Raw genomic sequence first — 19,878 nt, forward strand, 5'->3', positions numbered from 1 at the left:
CAGATCGGGCTCCTGTGGGATGACTGAATTCTACAAAATAACCCAAAATTTCCTCAAGTGTGAGAAATTCGCGTCGAGATCGTGGATAGTAAATGCGAGACCAGTTCGGAAGATTCCTCCGTCTATAAATGCAAGGCCACGCTGAAGAACCCGGCAGGTAATGTCAGTGAGGTTACCGTGCCGATGAAGAAGGTTGACGGCCACTGGGTCGCCCTGAACAATTAAAGAAATTATTTAAAATACATTATTATTAAAATAATGAAAAATCGCGGGATTGAAAAACAATCCCGCGGAATTTTTGGTTGCAGCAACCTGAAACAGGTTGAATATTACTGAAAATCAGGGGGCGCTTCACTGCTTACACTGCGCATTGATGTCATGCCCAATGCCTGACTCTCCCCGGCCCACAAAAATCTCCTTTACCGCGACATCGCGCATGGCATGCAGCCCCTCGGTGGCATATTTGCCATCGCAGTTGAACTTGCCGTTGAGAATATAGTCATCGGTTTCATGCTTCCTGAGCGCATCATGCCAGTTTGAATAGGCATTGAGGGCCGCTTCATCTACCACCGGGGCATAAACCTCGATATTCACGTAATCCTCGGCATGCGACCCCTGCTCCATCAGCCCGATATTGGGGTTAGCGGCATTGCCGCAGCTTTCAAGGCAGTCAGCCACAGGCCGGGCATTGCCGTTCAGCGCGGCGCTTACGTCGCCCATTGTCAGTTCGGCCACCGAGGGGGTTGAATTCTGGATGAACGGTGTCAGCGGCACCGAGCAGGCTGGGGTCACCTTCAGCCCGTAGCCCTGAATCTGGTCGCCCTGTTCATAGGCTGTCAGTTCGCAGGCTTTTATCATGTAAGTATAGGCCGTGGTCTTGTCAGCATAGTGGTTCACATATTTGGCTGGCCCCGTCATCTGCTCAAGAAAGGGGCGCTGGATGCCCAGCATGTCCAACTGGAAGATGCGCAGCAGGGGCGGTGCGTTCGTATCGCTGCTCAGGGAGGGCTCGGGCGGGCGACTGGCCCAGCGCACGGCGCGCGAGACGCCAAGTTTCTCGACATGGGGCACTTCATCATCTGAAAGCGCACCCGTCTGGTCATCCCCGTAGGCCGCCTGCCAGGTTTTGATGGCCGTGCGCGTACCATCGCCATAAATTCCATCGGCCTTGAGCATGGGAGAGGACGCATACCCGGCATTGATGAGCTTCTGTTGCAGGGCAATATGCAGGTCGATATCGCGCGCGGCTTCCTGCGCATAGGGGCCGCTGAGGGATTTTGCCCACTCGGCGGCCTGCTGCTCCGTTATTTTCACGTAGCATGAAGCAGCGCCCGCTGGCAGGACCGCGCCCGGCGTGCCCGCGGGCGGAATGGCGCACGTATTGCGCAAGGCCGCGTCATAGGCAACGGCCTGCGCCTTGATGGCAGCATAGGCCCCCGCCCCCTCCTGCCCGCGATGGGCATAGAACACTTTTTCAAGGTCCAGTTCCGCTTTTGCCATGACCGGATCAGCACAGAGCGCCGTGGCCAGAACATCGGCCCCGTCAAGCCGGGGGCAGGTAAAACCGGGGTGGTAGGCCGGGGCGGCAAGAGCCGGTGCCCAAAGGAGCATGACGGGCAGAAAACTGCCACCCAACCAGCCAGGAACACGCATGGGAAAACCTTTTCTTGTGAAAGATCAGACAGCAATGAAAAAACTGTCCATACAATTAAGTCCGGCCAACAGGCCCTCATGCAGGTGAAACTGCATCCATTCCCCTCAATTCATGCATTAAATGTCTGTCAGGTATGCATTAATCGTTGCATTCCTCCATGCGTCGTGCTTTTGTCTGGCATGCGTTTAACGCAGCATTGCTCTGTAAGTCTTTTAGGGGAGATGTGACATGGATCGTTTCAAGACAATGCTCCGCGGTCGCACCAACATGCTGCTTGGCCAGCTCAAGCAGGAAATTGGCTATGCCACAGGCCTGCGGCGGCTGGAGCGCCAGGGCATCGCACAGGAAATGCGTGGCTTTTCGCAAACGGCGCGCCTGCACCGCATGGCCAGCATGGACCAGCCCGAACAGGGCTGAAAGCCTGCCCGGCATCTGTCATAGCAAACGCATAACCGCATCGCGTGCAGGGTGGTTGCCGGAAAACCGGCAACCCGTACCATGGCCTGTTCCCTTAATTCTTGCAGGAAATTGATGGCCATGAGCAAAGACCAGATTATCGACATGCCTTTCACCACAGACGCCATGAAAGCGGCGATCGAACGGCGCATCATCCAGTCTCCCCAGCTTTCCGATACTGACAAGCATGAACTGAGCGTGATCCTCGCGCGGCTTGATGCGCAGGGCCTTGCAACACTCGTCGAGACCGTTCTCGGCCATGCCATTGAATCCGGTTCCGAAATTCTGCCCTACCTCAAACGCCTCGGCGAGAAGGGCTGAACCCCTACGGCGCGGCGGCAGCAGCCTGCCGCGCATGCCATAAGGCATCGAGCCGGGCATGCAGGCGGGGATCGCTGGCATAGATGTAAAGCCCCCTCACCCCACGCGTCATGAGCACGTTGATGGAGTTGAGGATGATCCGCGCCATGACCGCAGGCGGGTTCTCCACCCCGTCGCGCCCGGTAAAGGCGGCGCGGTCCTCGTAGCGGGCAGGGTCGATCACGATCCGGTCGGTGGCCGGGTCATAGGTTACGGACGGGCCAAGGATCACACCCGCATAATTCAGGTCAAACCCCTGGATGGTATAGACCGAGCCCACCTCATCAATCGTATCCGCCCGTTCCGCCCAGGGCAGGCGGGCCTGCGGCATCGCGCGGTCCCAGCGCAGGTGAAAGCGCCCCTCGGTAATGAAATGGTCCTGCCCGTTCAGGGTGTAGGGATAATCGTAGGTGGCCAGCATGCGGCACAGCCCGTACTGCGCATTGCGCTGGCATATGGCTTCGTACAGAGCCTGCGCGTCATCATAAATACGAAAATCAAAGGGCTGCGGCGCCGGTAGCGCGCGCAGTTCGCCATCACGCAGGGCGCGGATCCAGTCCATCACATCCGCATGGGCGTGCATGCGGAACTGCTGGTCCAGCCTGCGGATCACGACCGGATAGCCCGCAACCAGCGCGCGCAGGCGTTCATCAGTCCACAGGCTCTTGAACTTGAGCACCTGCCTTGCATCGAACACGATCACCACGATGCGGGCATGGCGGATGATCTCGGCAAGCTGGTTGTCCTGCCTAAAGCGGTTATAGGGGTCGCTGCGGGTCAGAAGCAGATGGGCCTCATCCACCAGCACGATATCGGCCCGCCCCCCGTAACCCGCCATCTGGTTGATGAAGGTGGTCGGCCGCTCGAAATCCTTCTTGCGCAGGCAGGGCTGGGATTCGGAAATGTTGCGGTACAGCTTGATCATTTCCGGGTGGTTGACCAGCAGGGCGTTATGCGTGCCATGCAGCGGGTCGGCCGCATCCCGCCCGCGTGCTGCCTGCTGGATGGCGGTGAACAGCGTGTTGAGCAGCAGGCTCTTGCCCGTGCCCGCATCGCCCTCGATCACGAACAGCGCATGCGCATCGGCCGTGTGGGCGCGGCAGAAGGCCAGCACTTCATCCATCAGCGCCTGTTGCGGGCCGGTCAGCCCTACGGTGGGGGCCAGGCGGGTCAGGGCGCTATCAGGCGCGGGGGGGATGGGCGTTTGCATATGGGTTTCCGTAAAGGGCCTGCCCATGCCGGGCAGAACAAAGCTGATATGTAAAATACGACGTGAGGTCGTGCATCCTATAAGTTATAACGCGCCCTTACGCGCACATTGCGCGCCACGTTAACAGGATAGCCTGAACCATGACCGACAAACCCACCGCCGCCGCCCGCGAACACATGCACAAGCTTGCAGCCCGTGGCCTGAAGGAGCCCAAGCTGCTCCAGAAGGAAGAGGTGATCGCCCTCGCCCAGCATGTTGCCAAGGAGCATGGCCGCGCCTCGGGCACCGAGCACGAGATCGCCAAGAAGGCCGAGCACAACCCCGAGGGCGTGACCGCAGCCGAGATCCAGGCCCTGTGCGCCCACGTGACCGGCGAGCGCACCGCACGCTGAAGCAGGCTGCATGACCACGAAAAAACAGGGGGAAACCCCTGTTTTTTTATGTACGGCAAAGACTGCTGCGTTCCGGTTCATTTTAGAATAATAAAAACCATTCGGACTAATTGAGTTGTTAAAAAGGTTCATCAATCATACATTTATAACATAATCGTGAGAAAATTTGATTGCCTTTTCCAAGTGCTTCCGTTCCACCCTGCTCATGCTGCCCGTGCTTGCACTGGCTGCCTGTGGCAGCGGCGCGCCCTCCAAAAGTGAGGTCCAGCAGACATTCGCCGCCATGAAAATGCATTACATGGAAGCCAACGGCATTACGGATGCCACTCTTCCCATTGAGGAAAAGCTGCCCAAGGTCACCGTTACGGACAGCAGCTGCGATGATAAAGCAGTCGATGGCGTCTATGTCTGCAAGCTCGATCTGCAGCATAATGACGAGAAAAACGAAATACCGTTGCACTTCAAGAAGGTCGACGGCACATGGACCATACTGGATAAGTAACCCGAGCGGGCCAGGACGCAGGCGGCTATCCTGCGTTTAGTTGCCATGCGTCCGGCCCTGCGCGCACGGAGGTGATGAAGGTTCCTGCCTTCTTCCCTGCCCAGCGACAGCCTCGCGGCAGGTTGCTGGCGGGCTCCCTGCGTTACGCAGAACCGGCGGCACCGGCCTTGCTGTTACTTACCACCGCATCTTGCTGCCCGTGCGCTCAAGCAGGCTGCTAACATAGGCCAGCAGCATCAGGCCGCCCAGAAACAGCCCCCAGACCAACGCAAAGCAGCCCAGCCCCGCCAGCACCATGGCAGCCATATGCCATGGCGTAAGGGTTATGCCGCACACGAAATGCCCTGCCCCCAGCGCAATCAGCACCCAGAGCAGGGGCCATAATCGGGCCATGTCCCGCTTTCTCCCTGTCCTCTGGCGCGCGTTGTGCGCCACAAGGCCGCTGCCCCGCAAGCCCTGCCCGCATGGGTTCGGCTTTGCGCGTTGCATGGCCGCACGCTATGACAGCATGCCTGCCCCGGGCCAGGCGCGCCATCGTGGCACGGGCCAGCCCGCGTTCACGCAGGCCTGAACGTTTCTGCATATGGGGAAACAGACTTATTCGCGCTACAGGACCGGACCAGAGCAGAAATAAGGAGTAATTTCCGCCGCATGAGCACCCGCACGCGTTTCCCCATCTATTCCGTAACCGAACGGGCGGCCGACCTTGCGGTCCACATCATCGGCGTCGTGGGGCTTGGCTATGGCGTGTTGTGGCTGCTGCGCACGGCCATGCTGGCGCATTCGGGCCTCGCGGCGGGTGTGACCATGCTGTACTGCGGCGGCATACTGGGCACCTGCCTGTCATCGGCGGCCTATAATTTCTGCCCGCCCTGCCGCCTCAAGGGCGGATTGCAGCGCATTGACCAGTCCATCATCTTCGTGGCCATTGCCGCAACCTATACGCCCTTCATCGTGCTCGGCGGGCAGGGGCGCGCCAGCCTGTGGTTCTGTGCGGTGCTGTGGGCCATGGCGGCAGCGGGCATCGTGGCCAAGATGTGCTTCTTCACCTGGTCACGCCGGTTTCATGTGGTGCCTTACCTGTGCGTGGCGTGGGTTTTCTTCCTGTGTCCTGACCCGCAGGTCTGGATGCTGCCCAGCCCGACCTTCTTTCTCATCGTGCTGGGGCTGTTCTTCTTCAGCATCGGGGTGGTGTTCTACATGCGCGAGAACATGCCGTTTTCCAACGTGCTTTGGCACGTGATGGTGGTGCTTGGCGCAGGCACCCACATGACCGCGGTGGGCTGCATGCTGCTGCACTACAGCCACGGCCCGATGCGCGGGTTCTAGCGCAATTCCACTTCACCAGTTCGAATGTGTCCATTCAAACCGGATCTGCACTAGCGCCCGATGCGGCGGAGTGGCAGGCCCGCCTCGAGGTGCTGCTCGATCACCTCCAGCGGCACGTCGCGCGTCTCGGGCACCAGCAGCACGGTAAACAGCATGAAGCCGATGTTCATCACGCTGAACCCGGCAAAGGTCCATCCCGCCCCCATCGCCGCGACAATGGTGAGAAAGGTGTTGCTCACCGCCCAGTCCATGCCCCAGTTGGCCAGCGTGGAGCACGCCACGCCAAAGTCACGCCCCGCGATGGGCTGGATCTCGGAGCACAGGGTCCACACCAGCGGCCCCGCCCCCATGCCAAAGCCCGCCACAAACACCAGCAGGGCCGCCACAAGGCTCAGCGTGGCCCCCAGCCCCTGCAGGTGCATCCCCTCGATGACGGCGGCACAGCCCAGCGCGCAGGCCATGATGACGCAGCTTGACACCAGCAGCGGCCTGCGCCCCCAGCGTGAGACCATAAAGATGGCCGCGATGCCCACCACCGCATTGACCATCCCGACCAGCACCGTGGCCCATGCGGCGGCGGTGGTGCCAAAATGCGCGCCTTCCAGAATCTTGGGGGCGTAATACATCACCACGTTGATGCCGGTGAGCTGCTGCATGATCTGCAGCCCGATGCCCAGCGCCACCGAGCGGCGGAAATACGGCTTGGCCCGCAGCAGGGCAAAGCCGCTTACCGCCTTGCCCGCGCCCAGTTCGTGGCGGATGCTGTCAAGCTCCCGGTCGGCCTCGGCCTCATCGCCACGCAGGTCGCGCAGCACCTTGCGCGCCTCCTCAAAGCGCCCGCGCGCCGCAAGCCATGACGGGCTGGAGGGCAGCAGCGCACATGCGGCAAACAGCGCCATGGCGGGCACAACCGGCAGCCCTACCATAAGCCGCCAGTGCCCTCCGCCCGCAAACAGGCCGCCCGCCAGGTAGCCCAGCAGGATGCCGCAGGACTGGAGCATGGAAAAGGTGGAGACCATGGTGCCACGCATCTTGCCCGTGGTCAGTTCCGATATGTAGAGCGGCGCAGTAAAGGTGCAGATGCCAATCGCCGCCCCGATCAGGAACCGCCCGAGCAGGATCTGCCCGATCAGCCCGGCCGTTGCGCAAAGCAGCGCGCCTGCCCCGATGAGCAGCGTGGCCGCGCCCAGCGCCAGCCTGCGGCCGAAGCGGCGCGAGAACACCCCCGCCCCGAGCGAGCCGAGCAGCGCCCCGATCATCAGCACCGACACGATCCATTCCTGCGCGCGCGCACTTGCGTGAAAGTCGTGGCCGATAAAGCCCAGCGCCTCGGCAATCAGCCCGGTATCAAGCCCTACGAGCAGCCCGGCCATGGCCGTGGTCAGCGCCGCGCGCACCCCCGTGGCACCCGGCGGCGAGGCCTGCGGCGGGCATGGCGTGGCGGTGGGCGAAGATACAGGCTGTGACACGTGAGTTGATCCCCTGCGCTGCGGCGCCATCGGGATCGAGCGCGCCGCCTGTCCTTCCTTCATAGGCGATGCAACAGGCCCTGATCCATGATGCAACCCCGGATCAGGGTGGATTATGGGCCATCATTTTCGCGTATGCGGCGCGCCGTGTTAGGCATGCCGGCCCCACACCGCACAAAGACCCTGCCCCATGACCGTGCCTGTGCCAGCCCCTGCTGCCGCCCCCCGCTTCCTGCCCGGTGAGAAGCTGGCCCTTGGCCTGTGCTTCATATTCCTGTTGTGGGCCAACTGGGTCACGCCGCTCTGGGCCGATGATTACTGCCGCACCATTCCCTTCAGCCCGCGCATGATCTTCCATATCGTATGGGGCAACTATTTTTTCTGGACCGGGCGGTGGTTCATCACCCTCGTCACCTTTTTCGTCCTCGACCTGCACCATTATGGCTCGCTGGCCGCGTTTGCGGTGGTGAATGCGGGGGTGTTCGTGTTTCTGGTGCATGTGGTGGTGCATATGTGCAGGCGCGAGGCCGGGCACCAACCCGGGCCTTCGGCGCGCACCGGATTTGCGCAGTGCCTGCTGGTTTTTCTCATGTTGTGGTGGCTGCCACGCACCATTGCCGAGGTCGCCTTATGGAAAACCGGCGCCATTGGCTACCTGTGGGCGGTTACGGGCGAGATGTGGATTCTCTCACGGGTGCTGGCGGGGCGCACGCGCATGAACGTGGCGCAGTACGGCGCGGTGTTCCTGATCGCCACGGCCATGGAATCGATTTCGCTGCTGATGGCGCTGTTCCTGCTGGGGTGGGCTGCATGGGCATGGAAAAACAGCCGCCCGCCCCCCTGGGCGCTGGCAGGCAGCCACGCGCTGGGCACGTTCACGCTGGGCATCGCCCCAGGCAATTACATGCGTGCGCGCTTTATGACGCCCAGCACGCTGCCCGACCGGCTTGACGGGCTGATTGGCAACCTGGGCAGCCTGTTCGACCCCTTCTGGGTGCCATACGTGCTGCTGATTGGCATCGGCCTGTTTGTTGGCAGGCGGCAACTGTGTTTTCCCGCCTGCCTGCGCTGCGGGCGGGGCTGGATGTTTGCCGCGCTGGCACTGGCCTACATGCTGCTGCTGCTCATCTTCCCCCGTGAGGCGCTGGCAGCCCGCGTGTCCTATCCCGCCAGCGTCTTGCTGGTATGCTATCTGGCCTGCCTGCTGTTTTCATGCCCGGTGGGCGCGGTTTTCAGCAAGGTCATGGCGGTGACCTGCGCGGGGCTTGCGGTCATGCACCTGGCCATTGTCATCCCTGACCTGACACTGCTGGCCCGCATCAGCCATGACTGGGCGGTGAGCACGCGCGCGCAGGTGGCGCGTGACCAGCCGGTCGTGCTGCACAAGGTGACCATGGGGCCACGGCACAAGCTGCTTTACGTGCACAAGGACATCATCTTCGTTGGCATCAACCCCGACCCGCGTAACCAGCTGACCATGTGTTACGCCTGGGCCATGGGGGCATCCTCCGTCAGGGCGGTACCCTGACGGCGCATGGCATGCAGCGTTATTCGCTGCTGCCATTGGTGGGGGGCGGGGGCGGCGCGCCATTGCCGCCGGGCTGGCCGCCTTCGGGCTGCTGCTGGTTCTGCTGCGCCCCTTCCCGCTCGGCCTTGCGGGCATTGTGCCGGCGCACCATGCCCGCGGCACAGCCTGCCGCGGCACCGCCCTTGCCATGACCGCTGCCAACAAAGTGCCCGGCCACCCCGCCAGCCACGGCACCCTTGACGCAGCCGCCCGGCTCGGCATGGGCTGCAACCGGCAGGGCGAGTGCTGCCGTGGTGGCGAGGGCGAGTGCGGTAAGCCTTGAAAACATCGGATATCCCATCTGGTCTGTGTCTGATCAAAGCAACGGGAGCGTGAGCGTGAAGTTCCCCGCCACAGATGATACGGCCCCTGTGATGGCCATGCGCCAAATCAAGGGCCAGGAAGGGAACGGCAGTCATGCAGGGGGCATGGTTGCCAGCGCGGGGGTCCTATTCCATCGTGACGCATCACGTAACGGAGAGAATTCCATGAGCAAAGAACCGAGCGACATCATCCACGCAGCCCTGATCCACGCCGCCGCCACCCTTACGGCCGCCAAGAAGGACGTGATGGAAAAGGCCTCCCCCGATGAGGTGAAGAAGCACTTCAAGACCTTCCTGCACGCCATTGAAAGCGGCTGGCGCGAGCATGAGGCGGCTGATCACCACCATTCCTGATCCTGCGCACACGATCACGCCAAAGGGGACGGCGCATTAAATGCCCGCCCCTTTTTTGTTCAGCGCGGCGGGACCGGGCTGGCGTTCAGCCACGCGTCTCGTCGGGCGCCGGTGTGGGCAGGCCTGCACGCTGTCCTAACAATCCGGCCCGTTGGGCCAACTGAAACAATGCCGGCCCCCTGAAACTGGACATGATCATCACGAACAGGCTGACAGGCCCGATCATATTCTCAAGCGCATGGGCACGCTCAGGCGACAGGTTGTGCGCAAACCATAGATACAGCCCGGCCCTGATGAAAAAATACAGTGCCCATATCCAGCTATAGAGCCGGAAAAATGCCCTGAGGTCATGGCGCTCCGGGGGGAAGGGCGCGCCGCGACGCTGCTCGGCAATTTCCTGCACGATCGGCCTGCGGCCCGAAGCCCCCAGGGCAAACACCACAGCAAAAACCAAACTGGCAGGAATGGATTCATACGCCGCAGGCAGCCAGACCACGACAATCAGATCCGTAATGGCCAGAACCAGAGCCAGCCCATTGAACAGCCACCACACCCGGGGAAAACCCAGGCCACAATACCACCGCCGCAACCCGTCGCCTGCCATGAACACGATCACGGCGATGGTGGCATACGGCGCCAGGCCCAACGCACCCAGAACCCATGACAGGATCAGGCCACCTGCATCAAGGGCAATCGTGGCCAAGGCCGATGGGCGCTTCATCGGGATTTTTCCAGATCAAGAAAGACATCAGGCACGAAACTGCCATGAAACCCGTCAGGCACGCGCTGCGGAAGGATGACAGCGGCAACCGGGCCATCGGCCACATGACCGGCATCGAACACGACCAGTTTTGATCCCGCCCATTCCGGTCGCCAGACCGTGCTCATAAGCCACCCGTCATCAATCGGCGCATCATCTCCGCGCGGCATGAACACCGGTTCGGACACAGAAGCCGACAGGCCAAAATCAAACTGGTCGATCGTCCCGCGCGACAGATCAAGGCGCGTGATGGCCTGAAAACCCACCTGTTCCACCCCGCTGCGGCTGGCATAATAAATCTGGTCGTAAGACCTGCCCGCATGGCGGTCATCAATGCGGGGAAACTCGCCCGCCATGTCATGCAGGCGTTCAACGCGCACGGGGTCGCGCCCCTCAAGCGCCACGCTCCAGCGGCATGGGCGTGCAGGCGCGGCTTTGACACGCATACCGCCTGGCGTAGGAAACAAAGGCGGCACATCATAGACAAACAGATCAAGGAACAGCCGGTCGTGCTCTTCCCACGCATTGGCGATATGAAACGCATAGACCGGTGGTGCTTCATGCCAGCGCACCTCGCTCCCATACGCACCGCGCCGCAGCACGGCAAGATGACCACCGAGTCCCGGCTGCCAGGCAAATCCAAGGGCATCACCCTCATCCAGCCCAGGCGCTGCCGCCAGTGGCAGCACCGGCAGCGCGATATGCCGCGCCGTTACCGCCGCATCATGCACCATGCTGCAAAAAGGGGCCTCAAAACAGGTCTCCCAGCCAAGGTGACCGTGAGCATCAAGACTGCCACACCGGATCGTGCGCGTGTGCCGGCCATCAGCGGCGTAAGCAAAAAACACGAGCGCCCCGGTGGCAGGGTCATGTTTGGGGTGGGCGGTGAAGCGACCGGTCATGCAGCCATGACCATGAAAGGCAAGCGTATCCGGGCCCAGCAGGACCGGCGCATGCGCCTCTTCCAGCGCCATCAACGTGCCAGCATGGGCGATGACATGCGTATTGGCTTTTCCCAGCTGTGGGGTGAGGTTCACCTGCGGTATGACCCAGCGGTTGCGATAGAGGGCCTGCCCACCCCCAAGCGAGATGGCATGGATCATGCCCTGCCCCACAAACCAGTGCTGGCTGGCTTCGCCCGGCCTTGGGTTGGGGCCATTGCGATACAGCGTGCCCTGCAGCCCGGGCGGTAGCCTGCCCTCGATGGGAAGGCAGGCTGCATCGATCTCCCGATAGACCGGATTGCGGTTATTCAGCATGGCTCCCCCTTAACTTTACAATGTAAAGCGTGGCAGAGGCAGGGAATGATCGTCAAGTAATTTTTACAATGTAAAGTCAGGTGGGGGCATCACATGAAAACAAAAGAAAAAGGCCGCTATCATCACGGAGACCTGCAAGCCACCCTGTTACGCTCGGCGCGGGTTCTGCTGGAGCGGGACGGTATTGCAGCGCTGAAGCTCAGGGCCATCACCCGGCATGCCGGTGTTTCCGCCACGGCGGCGGCTCCCTATTTTGGCAATCTGGCCGGACTGTTAAGCGTCCTGGCAGCACAAGGTTTTGACGAACTGACTGAGGCAATGTCACCGCCACACGCCCCCTCGGCGCGTGATGTGGGGCTGGCCTACATCCGTTTTGCCATTGCCAATCCGGGCCTGTTCACCCTCATGTTTCGCAGCGATGCCATCAATCGCACTGACGCGCACCTTGTAACGGCATCAGAGCGGGCCTTCAGGCGGCTGGCCGCCCTGCCGGGGCCAGGGGAATCAGGTACAACCCAGGCAGCCACCATGGCGGCCCGTTGGGGAAAAGCGCATGGACTGGCCGTACTCGCAATAGACGGACTGCTGCTGTCCCTCACCAACAATGGCGACACCTGCATGACGCTAGATCAACTGGTCAACGAAGCCTTTCGCTGATGCAGCCCCTCCCTGTTGCATTGCTTGCCAGCACTGCGACTGCCTTGGCCCGGCAGGCGAGAAAACGATCAACTCCGATCCGGCACCGTTCTTGTACCGAGCCAAATAAAAGTCTTTTTTTGGGAGCCTATAAATGACCACCCATTGCCAATATGAATGGAATGAATTTTAAGTATTCAATAAATACTCATACTCAAATGCACTATGCATTATTTTAATTTCTATAGATTACATCATCGACATGCCTCCGTAAAAATCGACGGCGGAGTGGATGATGCATCCATGTCTCCTCATAAAAAAATGCCGCCTTTTGAAAAAGGCGGCATCCATAAGTTTTCATCAAGGCGTTGTCTTGAACAAGCGCCTCAGCGGTGACCCGTAAAGAACTGGCTCATGTCGCCCTTGGTATTATGCCCCCAGTTATCCAGCTTCTTGCCGGTGCGGTCGCCCCAGTCCTTGGCGCTATCGGTGCCTTCCTCGGCCTTTTTGTGGGCCTTGTGCGCCGTATGGCGCGTGCCTTCCTTGGTGTCGTGCGCCTTGAGCCGCACTTCGCATTCGGCATGGTCGGTTACGCCATCGCACGAATCAGCCAGTGCTGGCGCAAACGTCGCCACGTTCAGGCCGGTTGCACACAGCACTGCCGCAATCACTGTCTTTTTCATGATGTCCTTACCTGTCCGTCCGTTTGCTGTTGCGGCAGGGCACCCGCAGGGGGCACCCTGCCCTGTCATTCAACCAAACGCCCCAAAACGGTCCGGGTTGCCTTACGCCCCGTTGCGGAAGTCGAGCACCACACGCCCGGCCACCCGGCCATGTTCGAGATTATCGAAAATGGTGTTGATGTTTTCCAGCCGGTCGGGGCTGACCACGGTGGTCACCTTGCCATCGGTGAAAAAGGACATCGCCTCGATCATGTCGAGCCGCGTGCCCACGATGGAACCACGCACCGTGGTGCCGTTCATGACCATGTCAAAGATGGAAAGCGGGAAGTCGCCCGGCGGCAGGCCGTTGAGCACCACCGTGCCGCCGCGCCGCGCATAGCCCACGGCCTGGCTGAAGGCCTTGTCCGACACCGCCGTGACCAGCACGCCATGGGTGCCCCCCGTCTGCGCGCGGATGGTGGCGACCGGGTCTTCCTTCAGCGCATTGACTGTTACGCGCGCGCCCAGTTTGCGGGCCTCGGCCAGTTTTTCATCACTGATGTCAACGGCGGCCACGTTCAGCCCCATGGCCACGGCATACTGGATGGCCATCTGCCCCAGGCCGCCCGCGCCGGAAATGGCCACCCATTCCCCTGCCCGCGTATCGGTCATCTTGAGGCCCTTGTACACGGTCAGGCCCGCGCACAGCACCGGGGCGGTCTTGATCGGGTCAATGTCCTTGGGCAGATGGGCCACGTAATTGGGGTCGGCCACCACATATTCGGCAAAGCAGCCATTGACCGAATAGCCGGTATCCTCCTGCTTTTCACACAGCGTCTCCCACCCGCCCAGGCAGTGCTCGCAATGCCCGCAGGCGGAATACAGCCACGGCACGCCCACCACGTCGCCGGTTTTGATCCAGTTGACGTTGCTGCCCACCTCGACCACATGGCCGATCCCCTCATGGCCGGGAATGAACGGGGGGTTGGGCTTGGTGGGCCAGTCGCCGCGTGCTGCGTGCAGATCGGTATGGCAGACGCCGCAGGCATCGACCTTGACCAGAATCTGGTTTGCGTTGATCTGCGGAATATCGAGTTCCTCGATCGTCAGCGGCTTGCCGAATTCCCGCACTACCGCTGCCTTCATCTTGCCAACCATCTTGCACCTTCAGTTTCACTGCCCTGAGCGGGCCGGTATTGCACCTTGCCGCCTGCCAGCCCGGTCAGGGCGGCGGGGGCGGCATCCGGGGTGGGAGTCTTTCACCGCGGCGGCGGATCAGCCTTGATCTGCATCAGGCTGGCCCGTGCCGGTGGCGGGCAGCAGACATGCCATCAAGCCCACGGGCCAGATCAGCCACCAGCGCCTCGCCTGCTTCAAGCCCGATATGCAAACGACACGTTGGTCCCGCCTGCGTGACCGAGGGGCATTGCCGCGAAATCCCGCCCGTGGTGGGCAGCACCAGGCTTTCATATCCCCCCCATGAGGCCCCGATGCCGAACAGGCCCAGCCCGTCGATCATCGCCACCATGTCGGCTGTTGTAAAAGCCGCGTCAAACACGACCCCGAACAGCGAGGAGGCACCGGTGAAATCCCGCTTCCAGTATTCATGGCCGGGGCACGATGGCAGCGCCGGGTGCAGCACGCGCGCCACCTCGGGCCGGTCCTGCAGCCACAGCGCCACGGCCAGGGCGGTCGCGGCCTGCTGGGCCTGGCGCACGCCCATGGTGCGCAGGCCGCGCAGGGTCAGCGCGCAGTCATCGGGGCCGGCCACCTGCCCTGCCTGAATGGCGGCATCACGCAGGGGGCGCCAGTCGGCCTCGCTGGCCACCGTCACCGCGCCGATGATGGTATCGGAATGGCCCGACGGGTATTTGGTCAGCGCCTGCACCGACACATGCGCCCCATGGGCGAACGGGCTGAACAGGCCAATGCCCCATGTGTTGTCCACGATCAGGCGCGCACCGGTTTCAGCCGCAAGGCGGCCCAGCATGGGCACGTCCTGCACCTCGAACGAGTGGCTGCCGGGGCTTTCGGCAAAGATGATCTGGGTATTGGGCTGGATCAGGCCGCGCAGTTCGGCCTCGGTCGCGGTGGGGGGGAAGTAGGTGATATCCACGCCAAAGCGGCGCAGCACCTTCTCGGCAAAGCGGCGGGTGGGGCCATAGACGGAATCAGAGAGCAGGCAGTGCGCGCCCGCCTGCGCATAGGCCAGGAATGGCAGCGCGCACGCCGCCAGCCCCGAGGGCACGAGCTGCGCATGCGTGCCGCCCTCGATCAGGGCTATAGCCTGCTCCAGCCGGTGGCCGATGGGCGTGCCCATGGCGCCATAGATCAGTTCATCCCCATAGCGGCCCTGCCCTGCCTGCTCCATCGCCCCGACGCTGGAGAACAGCACGGTGGAGCCCCGCTCGGCAGGCGGGTTGACGAATACGCCCTTCGCCCCCTGCGGCGTGTCACGGCCAAGGGGCACGAGCCGGGGCGAGAGGTCGCGCCAGCCGCGCACCACGCTTTCAAGCAGGTCTGGCGGCACAAGGGCCATCGGATCAGTCATGTTGGCCGTCCGCCCTTACGCGCCGCACACGATGGGCGCATCGGGCGTGGAGGCCCATTCCGCCCATGAGCCGTCATATACCACCGGCTCGCCCGCGCCAGCCTGTGCACAGACCAGCCCCAGCGCGATCATGCACGCGGTCATGCCGCTGCCGCACGAGCAGGTGACGGTGGTGGTGTCGTTTACGCCCAGCGTCTCGAATTTCGCCCTGAGCGCCTCAACGGGCAGGAAGCGACCGTTATCATCAAGCAGTTCGCCATAAGGCAGGCTGCGCGCGCCGGGCATGTGACCGGATTCGATGCCCGCGCGCGGCTCGGGATCGCGCCCTTCAAAGCGGCCACGGCTGCGGGCATCAAGGATCAGGCCAGGCAGGCGGCCGTGCACGATGTCGAGCACATCACCCGTGCCATGCAGCCGGTCATAATGCGGGCGGCTGATGAAAGGGGCTGGCGTGGTCAGGTCCGGCCCGCTTTCCAGCGGCAGGCCAGCGCTTTTCCATGCGGGCAGGCCGCCTTCAAGCACCTGCACGCCTTCATGGCCGAACAGGCGCGTCAGCCACCACGCACGCGCGGCGCACGCCATGCCATCCTGGTCATAGAACACGATGCGCTTTGTATTGGCCATGCCGCGCTCGGTGGCGAGGCGGCTGAAGCGGGCCTGCCCGGGAATGGTGTGCGGCAGGGGAGAATCCGGATCGGAAAAAGTATCGATATCAAAGCGCACCGCACCGGCTATGTGCGCGTTGGCAAAGCGTTGCTGCGGGTCGAAGGCCTGCCCCGGCAGCGCCATGGAGGCATCGAGCACAAGAATATCACCACCATTGTGGATGGCCTGTGCCAGATCACTGGCTGAGATCAGCGGATGCATACCTTCTCCCGGTCTTCAAGGAATTGCGTGTTCGACAATAAGGTGCAGCATACAGGACAGGAGCGAAAGTCCTGAACATTTGTCTTTCGTTTCATGGCAGGAGGGGATAGGCCACCGATATGGTCGAACGTATCATGATGGGGTTGATGCTGGGGGGGATCGCATTCGGCTGCGTTCTCATCCTCTATCCGTTCCTTACCGCCCTGCTCTGGGCCGCGATCCTGACCTTTTCCACCTGGCCGGTGTTCATGCGGCTGCGCGCGCGCATGTCGCTGCTGCCCGCGGCCCTGGTCATGACGCTGCTGTGCGCACTGGTACTGGTGGTGCCGCTGGCCATCGTGGTGTCGAGCAGCATTGCCGATGTGCCCGCAACCTTGCAGTACATGGTCAACGCCGTTGGCGCGCTGCACCTGCCGCCACTGCCCGCGCGTATTGCCCATATTCCGCATTTCGGCCCCGAAATTGTTGAAAAATGGCAGAAATGGTCGGTCGATGTCGGCAGCATAGACCAGGTCGTGCGCCCCTATGCCGGGCGCATCGGGCAGTCGGTGCTCAGCGCCATGATGCAGCTTGCCAGCGGGCTGGCGCACCTGGCCATGGCGCTGTTCATCTCCTTCTTCTTCTGGCTGGGCGGCGATGCGCTGGGCAACACGTTCGTAGCCGTGGTCAGGCGCATCGCGGGCGTGTATGCCGACCGGATACTGGGCATCGTGGGCCGCACCATACGCGGCACGGTTTACGGCATTCTGGGCACGGCCATCATCCAGGGCATCCTGACCGGAATCGGGTTTGCCATCGCGGGCATTTCCAGCCCGGTGCTGCTTGGCGCGGTCACCGCCTTCGTGGCCGTGCTGCCCATTGGCGCACCGCTGATCTGGATCCCGGCTTCGGTGTTCCTGCTCATCACCCACCATCCCGGCTGGGGCATTTTCCTGCTGCTGTATGGCACCATCATCGTATCGGGCGCCGATCACATCATCCGCCCCATGTTCATCGCCCGGGGCGCGCAGATGCCCTACCTGCTGACGGTGCTGGGCGTGCTGGGCGGCGTGCTGACCTTCGGGGGCCTGGGCATTTTCCTTGGCCCCGTGCTGATTGGCGTGGGCTATACGCTCACGGCAGAATTCGCAGCGGGCGACGTGCGCCGCCGCGACCCCGTTCCTGATGACATCCGCGAGCCGTTTATCGAACCATGACCCTTGCCCGCCCCTATCTCCGCCTGCCTTCCGTCCAGCCGCGCCACGGCACGCCGCCCCGGCTGGACCTGACGCCCCCCACGCGCGAGGGGGATGGGGTCAAGATCATCAGCTGGAACCTGCTGCGCCGCATTGGCGCCACGGTGCGCGACGTGATCAACCTGATCCATGCCGAGCGCCCGGACCTTCTGCTCATGCAGGAGGCCACGGTGGAAATCGACACCCTGCCCACCCTGATTGGCGGCCACTACGCGCGCTCGCCCCTGCCCGGCCGCATTCACGGGCTGGCCTGCTGGAGCCCGTGGCCCTATCGCCGCCAGCCGCTGACCTGCACCCTGCCTGCTGGCACGCTCATCCGCCGGGTGGCGCAGGTGATCGAGTGCCGGTCGCTGGTCGTGGCCAACGTGCATCTTTCACACGGGCAGCTGCTCAACCGCCGCCAGTTGCGCCGCGTGGTGCAGCTTTTGCCGCACCAGGCCGCCATATTGGGGGATTTCAACCAGGTCGGCCCCGCGCTGATCCGCCATTTTCAGGATGTGGGGCCACGCGCGCCCACCCACCGTATGGCCGACATGCTGCCCATACGCCTCGATCGCTGCCTGGTGCGCGGCCTGACCTGCACCGAGCGGCATGTGATCGAGAACTATGCCTCAGACCACCGGCCCATATCGGTCACGCTGCGCCCCTCGGGCAGCCGCGCCTACAGGTAGGGCAGCATGAGGCGGGCTGCGGCATCGCGCAGCTTGCGCACGAAGGGGCGGCGGTCGAGATCATGGTGCGTGAGCCTGATGTGGCGGTGGCTGGCGATGAAATCATCAAGCGAGCCCGCAAGGTCTGCATCATAGGTTTCGAGGTTGATCTCGAAGTTCAGGCGCAGGCTGCGCACGTCAAGGTTGGAACTGCCCACGAACGACCAGTGCCGGTCCACCACCATGAGCTTGGAATGATTGAAGGGCGGCCGCGCCATCCAGATCCGGCACCCCGAATCTAGAAAGCGCGGCAGGTTGGCCGCCCGCGCCCAGTCCAGCAGGGTGTGGTTGCTGTGCGCGGGCACCACGATATCCACCTCGATGCCCCGCAGCGAAGCCAGTTCCAGTTCGGTCAGGAACCGGTCATCTGGCAGGAAATACGGCGTCATGAGCCTGATGCTGTGCCGCGCCATGGTGAAGGCCTGGAGCATGGTGTACTCGATCTTCTCCAGGTCCATGTCCGGCCCGGCGGTCACGATGCGGCCGGGTGTTTCGCCACAGCTTGCCTGGGGGGGGAAGAAGATGTCCGCCGTCAGTTCCTCGCCCATGGTAAAGGCCCAGTCCCGTGCAAAGGCCTCGCTCAGCTGGTGCACCACCGGGCCTTTAAGCTGGAAATGCGTGTCCGATACCAGATGCGCGGGATGGGAGGCGGCGATGTTTTCCTCGCCGATGTTCAGCCCGCCCATGAAGCCGGTCAGCCCGTCGGTCACCAAAATCTTCTTGTGGTCGCGCATGTTGATGAACGGCATGCGCCACGGCAGCATGGAATGCATGAACTGCCCCACCGGCACGCCAGCATGGCGCAGGATGCGGGCCACCCCACAATTGAAATAACCCGACCCCACGCCATCGACCAGCACGCGCACTTCCACCCCCCGCCCGTGCGCCCGGGCCAGCGCATCACAGAACTGGCGGCCAATGCTGTCGGCGCGGAAGATATAGGAGCACAGCAGCACGCTGCGCTCGGCCGCGTTGATGGCGGCCAGCATGCGCGGGTAGACCGTATCGCCATCATGCATCGGCTCGATGGCGTTGCCGCCCAGCAGCGGGCGGCCGGTCAGCTTGCCCACCATGGAGCCCAGCGGGGCGAAGGTGCCCTTCTCATCGCACCGCCACTGCGAGGACATGGTGCGGCTGCGCCACGGATGCTGCCCCGCCATGCGCCGCGCGCGCCGGTGCACGCGGTTGATGCCAAACATGAGATAGAGGATGCCGCCCGTAAGCGGCATGAGCACGGTCACGCCAATCCAGCCAATCGAGGCCCCGACATCGCGCTTGGTCAGGAGCACATGGATCACGACCGGCACGAGAAAGCACAGCCGCAGCACAAGCAGGGTCAGGTCCCATATGGTCAGGGTATCAAAGATCATGTCACCTCATCCTGCTCCAGCCCGGTCATGCGCCTACATGCTCTTATCCTACCCGCCGGGCTTTACACAGCCACGACCCGGTGGAATGACCCTGTTTTCAAATAACCTTTTGATAAATAAAAAAAGTTTCCATCTGTTGCCTTTTGTCAAAAAGGTGCAGCACTTCAGGGCCCATGACCCCATGCCTGCTGGACGGACGCTTGAGAAAACCT

23 protein-coding genes are annotated in these 19,878 nt (G+C 62.4%); 11 read left to right on the forward strand and 12 right to left on the reverse strand.

Features of this window, described 5'->3' with window-relative positions; genetic code table 11:
* Positions 1 to 351: 351 nt before the first annotated feature.
* Complete coding sequence (locus DV027_RS09940; RefSeq protein ID WP_165399161.1) at positions 352 to 1,611, reverse strand: peptidoglycan-binding domain-containing protein; 1,260 nt, start codon at positions 1,609 to 1,611, stop codon at positions 352 to 354.
* Between the two features lie 289 nt (positions 1,612 to 1,900).
* On the opposite strand from DV027_RS09940, the gene DV027_RS09945 reads away from it, so the two are divergent.
* Together DV027_RS09945 and DV027_RS09950 are read left to right on the forward strand one after the other, a co-directional pair.
* Positions 1,901 to 2,071, forward strand: coding sequence for a CsbD family protein (locus DV027_RS09945; RefSeq protein WP_242621834.1), 171 nt, complete (start codon positions 1,901 to 1,903; stop codon positions 2,069 to 2,071).
* A gap of 120 nt (positions 2,072 to 2,191) precedes the next feature.
* Positions 2,192 to 2,431, forward strand: coding sequence for a hypothetical protein (locus tag DV027_RS09950; protein ID WP_207303469.1), 240 nt, complete (start codon positions 2,192 to 2,194; stop codon positions 2,429 to 2,431).
* Positions 2,432 to 2,435: 4 nt separating this feature from the next.
* Here DV027_RS09950 and DV027_RS09955 read toward each other — a convergent pair whose 3' ends face one another.
* Positions 2,436 to 3,680, reverse strand: a complete 1,245-nt coding sequence (locus DV027_RS09955) for a DUF2075 domain-containing protein (protein WP_130731661.1) — start codon at positions 3,678 to 3,680, stop codon at positions 2,436 to 2,438.
* A gap of 140 nt (positions 3,681 to 3,820) precedes the next feature.
* Here DV027_RS09955 and DV027_RS09960 point away from each other — a divergent pair, with 140 nt between their 5' ends.
* A complete protein-coding gene (locus tag DV027_RS09960; RefSeq protein ID WP_130731662.1) occupies positions 3,821 to 4,072 on the forward strand; it encodes a hypothetical protein in 252 nt (83 codons plus the stop codon).
* A 166-nt stretch (positions 4,073 to 4,238) separates the two neighbouring features.
* Positions 4,239 to 4,574, forward strand: coding sequence for a hypothetical protein (locus DV027_RS09965; RefSeq protein WP_130731663.1), 336 nt, complete (start codon positions 4,239 to 4,241; stop codon positions 4,572 to 4,574).
* 177 nt (positions 4,575 to 4,751) lie between these two features.
* On the opposite strand, the gene DV027_RS09970 is transcribed toward DV027_RS09965, so the two are convergent.
* Complete coding sequence (locus DV027_RS09970) at positions 4,752 to 4,967, reverse strand: hypothetical protein (protein ID WP_130731664.1); 216 nt, start codon at positions 4,965 to 4,967, stop codon at positions 4,752 to 4,754.
* On the opposite strand from DV027_RS09970, the gene DV027_RS09975 reads away from it, so the two are divergent.
* Positions 4,966 to 5,145, forward strand: a complete 180-nt coding sequence (locus DV027_RS09975; RefSeq protein WP_130731665.1) for a hypothetical protein — start codon at positions 4,966 to 4,968, stop codon at positions 5,143 to 5,145. The genes DV027_RS09970 and DV027_RS09975 overlap by 2 nt on opposite strands.
* 80 nt (positions 5,146 to 5,225) lie before the next feature.
* Positions 5,226 to 5,903 (forward strand): PAQR family membrane homeostasis protein TrhA, encoded by a 678-nt coding sequence (trhA, locus tag DV027_RS09980; RefSeq protein WP_130731666.1) that lies wholly within the window; start codon positions 5,226 to 5,228, stop codon positions 5,901 to 5,903.
* Between the two features lie 50 nt (positions 5,904 to 5,953).
* Here the strand turns inward: trhA and DV027_RS09985 are convergent, their stop codons facing one another.
* On the reverse strand, positions 5,954 to 7,372 hold the full coding sequence (locus DV027_RS09985; RefSeq protein ID WP_242621835.1) for a sugar porter family MFS transporter: 1,419 nt from the start codon (positions 7,370 to 7,372) through the stop codon (positions 5,954 to 5,956).
* A gap of 190 nt (positions 7,373 to 7,562) precedes the next feature.
* On the opposite strand from DV027_RS09985, the gene DV027_RS09990 reads away from it, so the two are divergent.
* The gene (locus tag DV027_RS09990) at positions 7,563 to 8,900 is read left to right on the forward strand and encodes a DUF6056 family protein (protein ID WP_130731667.1); all 1,338 of its coding nucleotides are present in this window, start codon (positions 7,563 to 7,565) and stop codon (positions 8,898 to 8,900) included.
* A gap of 19 nt (positions 8,901 to 8,919) precedes the next feature.
* On the opposite strand, the gene DV027_RS09995 is transcribed toward DV027_RS09990, so the two are convergent.
* Positions 8,920 to 9,228 (reverse strand): hypothetical protein, encoded by a 309-nt coding sequence (locus DV027_RS09995; protein WP_130731668.1) that lies wholly within the window; start codon positions 9,226 to 9,228, stop codon positions 8,920 to 8,922.
* A 199-nt stretch (positions 9,229 to 9,427) separates the two neighbouring features.
* On the opposite strand from DV027_RS09995, the gene DV027_RS10000 reads away from it, so the two are divergent.
* Positions 9,428 to 9,616 (forward strand): hypothetical protein, encoded by a 189-nt coding sequence (locus DV027_RS10000; RefSeq protein WP_130731669.1) that lies wholly within the window; start codon positions 9,428 to 9,430, stop codon positions 9,614 to 9,616.
* A gap of 85 nt (positions 9,617 to 9,701) precedes the next feature.
* Here the strand turns inward: DV027_RS10000 and DV027_RS10005 are convergent, their stop codons facing one another.
* Positions 9,702 to 10,337 carry a hypothetical protein gene (locus DV027_RS10005; RefSeq protein ID WP_130731670.1) on the reverse strand — a complete coding sequence of 212 codons (636 nt, stop codon included), beginning with the start codon at positions 10,335 to 10,337 and terminating at the stop codon, positions 9,702 to 9,704.
* Complete coding sequence (locus DV027_RS10010) at positions 10,334 to 11,635, reverse strand: carotenoid oxygenase family protein (RefSeq protein WP_130731671.1); 1,302 nt, start codon at positions 11,633 to 11,635, stop codon at positions 10,334 to 10,336. Before DV027_RS10010 ends, DV027_RS10005 begins: the two co-directional genes overlap by 4 nt.
* Before the next feature lie 93 nt (positions 11,636 to 11,728).
* Between DV027_RS10010 and DV027_RS10015 the strand changes: the two genes are divergently transcribed.
* Positions 11,729 to 12,292, forward strand: a complete 564-nt coding sequence (locus DV027_RS10015; protein ID WP_130731672.1) for a TetR/AcrR family transcriptional regulator — start codon at positions 11,729 to 11,731, stop codon at positions 12,290 to 12,292.
* Positions 12,293 to 12,657: 365 nt separating this feature from the next.
* Here the strand turns inward: DV027_RS10015 and DV027_RS10020 are convergent, their stop codons facing one another.
* The 4 genes from DV027_RS10020 to DV027_RS10035 all read right to left on the reverse strand — a co-directional run bounded on the left by DV027_RS10020 (position 12,658) and on the right by DV027_RS10035 (position 16,351).
* A complete protein-coding gene (locus DV027_RS10020) occupies positions 12,658 to 12,954 on the reverse strand; it encodes a hypothetical protein (protein ID WP_130731673.1) in 297 nt (98 codons plus the stop codon).
* Positions 12,955 to 13,056: 102 nt separating this feature from the next.
* Entirely contained in the window at positions 13,057 to 14,091 is a 1,035-nt protein-coding gene (gene adhP, locus DV027_RS10025) for an alcohol dehydrogenase AdhP (RefSeq protein WP_130731674.1), read from the reverse strand.
* A 133-nt stretch (positions 14,092 to 14,224) separates the two neighbouring features.
* Positions 14,225 to 15,484 carry a cystathionine beta-lyase gene (metC, locus tag DV027_RS10030; RefSeq protein ID WP_130731675.1) on the reverse strand — a complete coding sequence of 420 codons (1,260 nt, stop codon included), beginning with the start codon at positions 15,482 to 15,484 and terminating at the stop codon, positions 14,225 to 14,227.
* Positions 15,485 to 15,499: 15 nt separating this feature from the next.
* Complete coding sequence (locus DV027_RS10035; RefSeq protein WP_130731676.1) at positions 15,500 to 16,351, reverse strand: sulfurtransferase; 852 nt, start codon at positions 16,349 to 16,351, stop codon at positions 15,500 to 15,502.
* Between the two features lie 119 nt (positions 16,352 to 16,470).
* On the opposite strand from DV027_RS10035, the gene DV027_RS10040 reads away from it, so the two are divergent.
* A complete protein-coding gene (locus tag DV027_RS10040; protein ID WP_130731677.1) occupies positions 16,471 to 17,547 on the forward strand; it encodes an AI-2E family transporter in 1,077 nt (358 codons plus the stop codon).
* A complete protein-coding gene (locus DV027_RS10045) occupies positions 17,544 to 18,257 on the forward strand; it encodes an endonuclease/exonuclease/phosphatase family protein (protein ID WP_130731678.1) in 714 nt (237 codons plus the stop codon). Before DV027_RS10040 ends, DV027_RS10045 begins: the two co-directional genes overlap by 4 nt.
* On the opposite strand, the gene cls is transcribed toward DV027_RS10045, so the two are convergent.
* Positions 18,248 to 19,666 carry a cardiolipin synthase gene (gene cls / locus DV027_RS10050; RefSeq protein WP_130731679.1) on the reverse strand — a complete coding sequence of 473 codons (1,419 nt, stop codon included), beginning with the start codon at positions 19,664 to 19,666 and terminating at the stop codon, positions 18,248 to 18,250. The two genes, DV027_RS10045 and cls, sit on opposite strands and share 10 nt — an antisense overlap.
* Positions 19,667 to 19,878: the final 212 nt, after the last annotated feature.

The sequence above is a fragment of the Komagataeibacter xylinus genome (assembly GCF_004302915.1).
GTDB classification, from domain to species: Bacteria; Pseudomonadota; Alphaproteobacteria; order Acetobacterales; family Acetobacteraceae; genus Komagataeibacter; species Komagataeibacter xylinus_C.

Excerpts from the sequence above, each read along its gene's own strand:
- DV027_RS10045 (WP_130731678.1), top strand. The coding sequence starts at position 17,544 with ATGACCCTTGCCCGCCCCTATCTCCGCCTGCCTTCCGTCCAGCCGCGC.
- DV027_RS10015 (WP_130731672.1), top strand. The coding sequence starts at position 11,729 with ATGAAAACAAAAGAAAAAGGCCGCTATCATCACGGAGACCTGCAAGCC.
- DV027_RS10035 (WP_130731676.1), bottom strand. The coding sequence starts at position 16,351 with ATGCATCCGCTGATCTCAGCCAGTGATCTGGCACAGGCCATCCACAAT.
- DV027_RS09995 (WP_130731668.1), bottom strand. The coding sequence starts at position 9,228 with ATGTTTTCAAGGCTTACCGCACTCGCCCTCGCCACCACGGCAGCACTC.
- metC (WP_130731675.1), bottom strand. The coding sequence starts at position 15,484 with ATGACTGATCCGATGGCCCTTGTGCCGCCAGACCTGCTTGAAAGCGTG.
- trhA (WP_130731666.1), top strand. The coding sequence starts at position 5,226 with ATGAGCACCCGCACGCGTTTCCCCATCTATTCCGTAACCGAACGGGCG.
- DV027_RS10020 (WP_130731673.1), bottom strand. The coding sequence starts at position 12,954 with ATGAAAAAGACAGTGATTGCGGCAGTGCTGTGTGCAACCGGCCTGAAC.
- DV027_RS09940 (WP_165399161.1), bottom strand. The coding sequence starts at position 1,611 with ATGCTCCTTTGGGCACCGGCTCTTGCCGCCCCGGCCTACCACCCCGGT.
- DV027_RS09955 (WP_130731661.1), bottom strand. The coding sequence starts at position 3,680 with ATGCAAACGCCCATCCCCCCCGCGCCTGATAGCGCCCTGACCCGCCTG.
- DV027_RS10005 (WP_130731670.1), bottom strand. The coding sequence starts at position 10,337 with ATGAAGCGCCCATCGGCCTTGGCCACGATTGCCCTTGATGCAGGTGGC.
- DV027_RS09975 (WP_130731665.1), top strand. The coding sequence starts at position 4,966 with ATGTCCCGCTTTCTCCCTGTCCTCTGGCGCGCGTTGTGCGCCACAAGG.
- DV027_RS09960 (WP_130731662.1), top strand. The coding sequence starts at position 3,821 with ATGACCGACAAACCCACCGCCGCCGCCCGCGAACACATGCACAAGCTT.
- DV027_RS09970 (WP_130731664.1), bottom strand. The coding sequence starts at position 4,967 with ATGGCCCGATTATGGCCCCTGCTCTGGGTGCTGATTGCGCTGGGGGCA.
- adhP (WP_130731674.1), bottom strand. The coding sequence starts at position 14,091 with ATGGTTGGCAAGATGAAGGCAGCGGTAGTGCGGGAATTCGGCAAGCCG.
- DV027_RS10000 (WP_130731669.1), top strand. The coding sequence starts at position 9,428 with ATGAGCAAAGAACCGAGCGACATCATCCACGCAGCCCTGATCCACGCC.
- DV027_RS09990 (WP_130731667.1), top strand. The coding sequence starts at position 7,563 with ATGACCGTGCCTGTGCCAGCCCCTGCTGCCGCCCCCCGCTTCCTGCCC.
- DV027_RS10010 (WP_130731671.1), bottom strand. The coding sequence starts at position 11,635 with ATGCTGAATAACCGCAATCCGGTCTATCGGGAGATCGATGCAGCCTGC.
- DV027_RS10040 (WP_130731677.1), top strand. The coding sequence starts at position 16,471 with ATGGTCGAACGTATCATGATGGGGTTGATGCTGGGGGGGATCGCATTC.
- DV027_RS09950 (WP_207303469.1), top strand. The coding sequence starts at position 2,192 with ATGAGCAAAGACCAGATTATCGACATGCCTTTCACCACAGACGCCATG.
- cls (WP_130731679.1), bottom strand. The coding sequence starts at position 19,666 with ATGATCTTTGATACCCTGACCATATGGGACCTGACCCTGCTTGTGCTG.
- DV027_RS09945 (WP_242621834.1), top strand. The coding sequence starts at position 1,901 with ATGCTCCGCGGTCGCACCAACATGCTGCTTGGCCAGCTCAAGCAGGAA.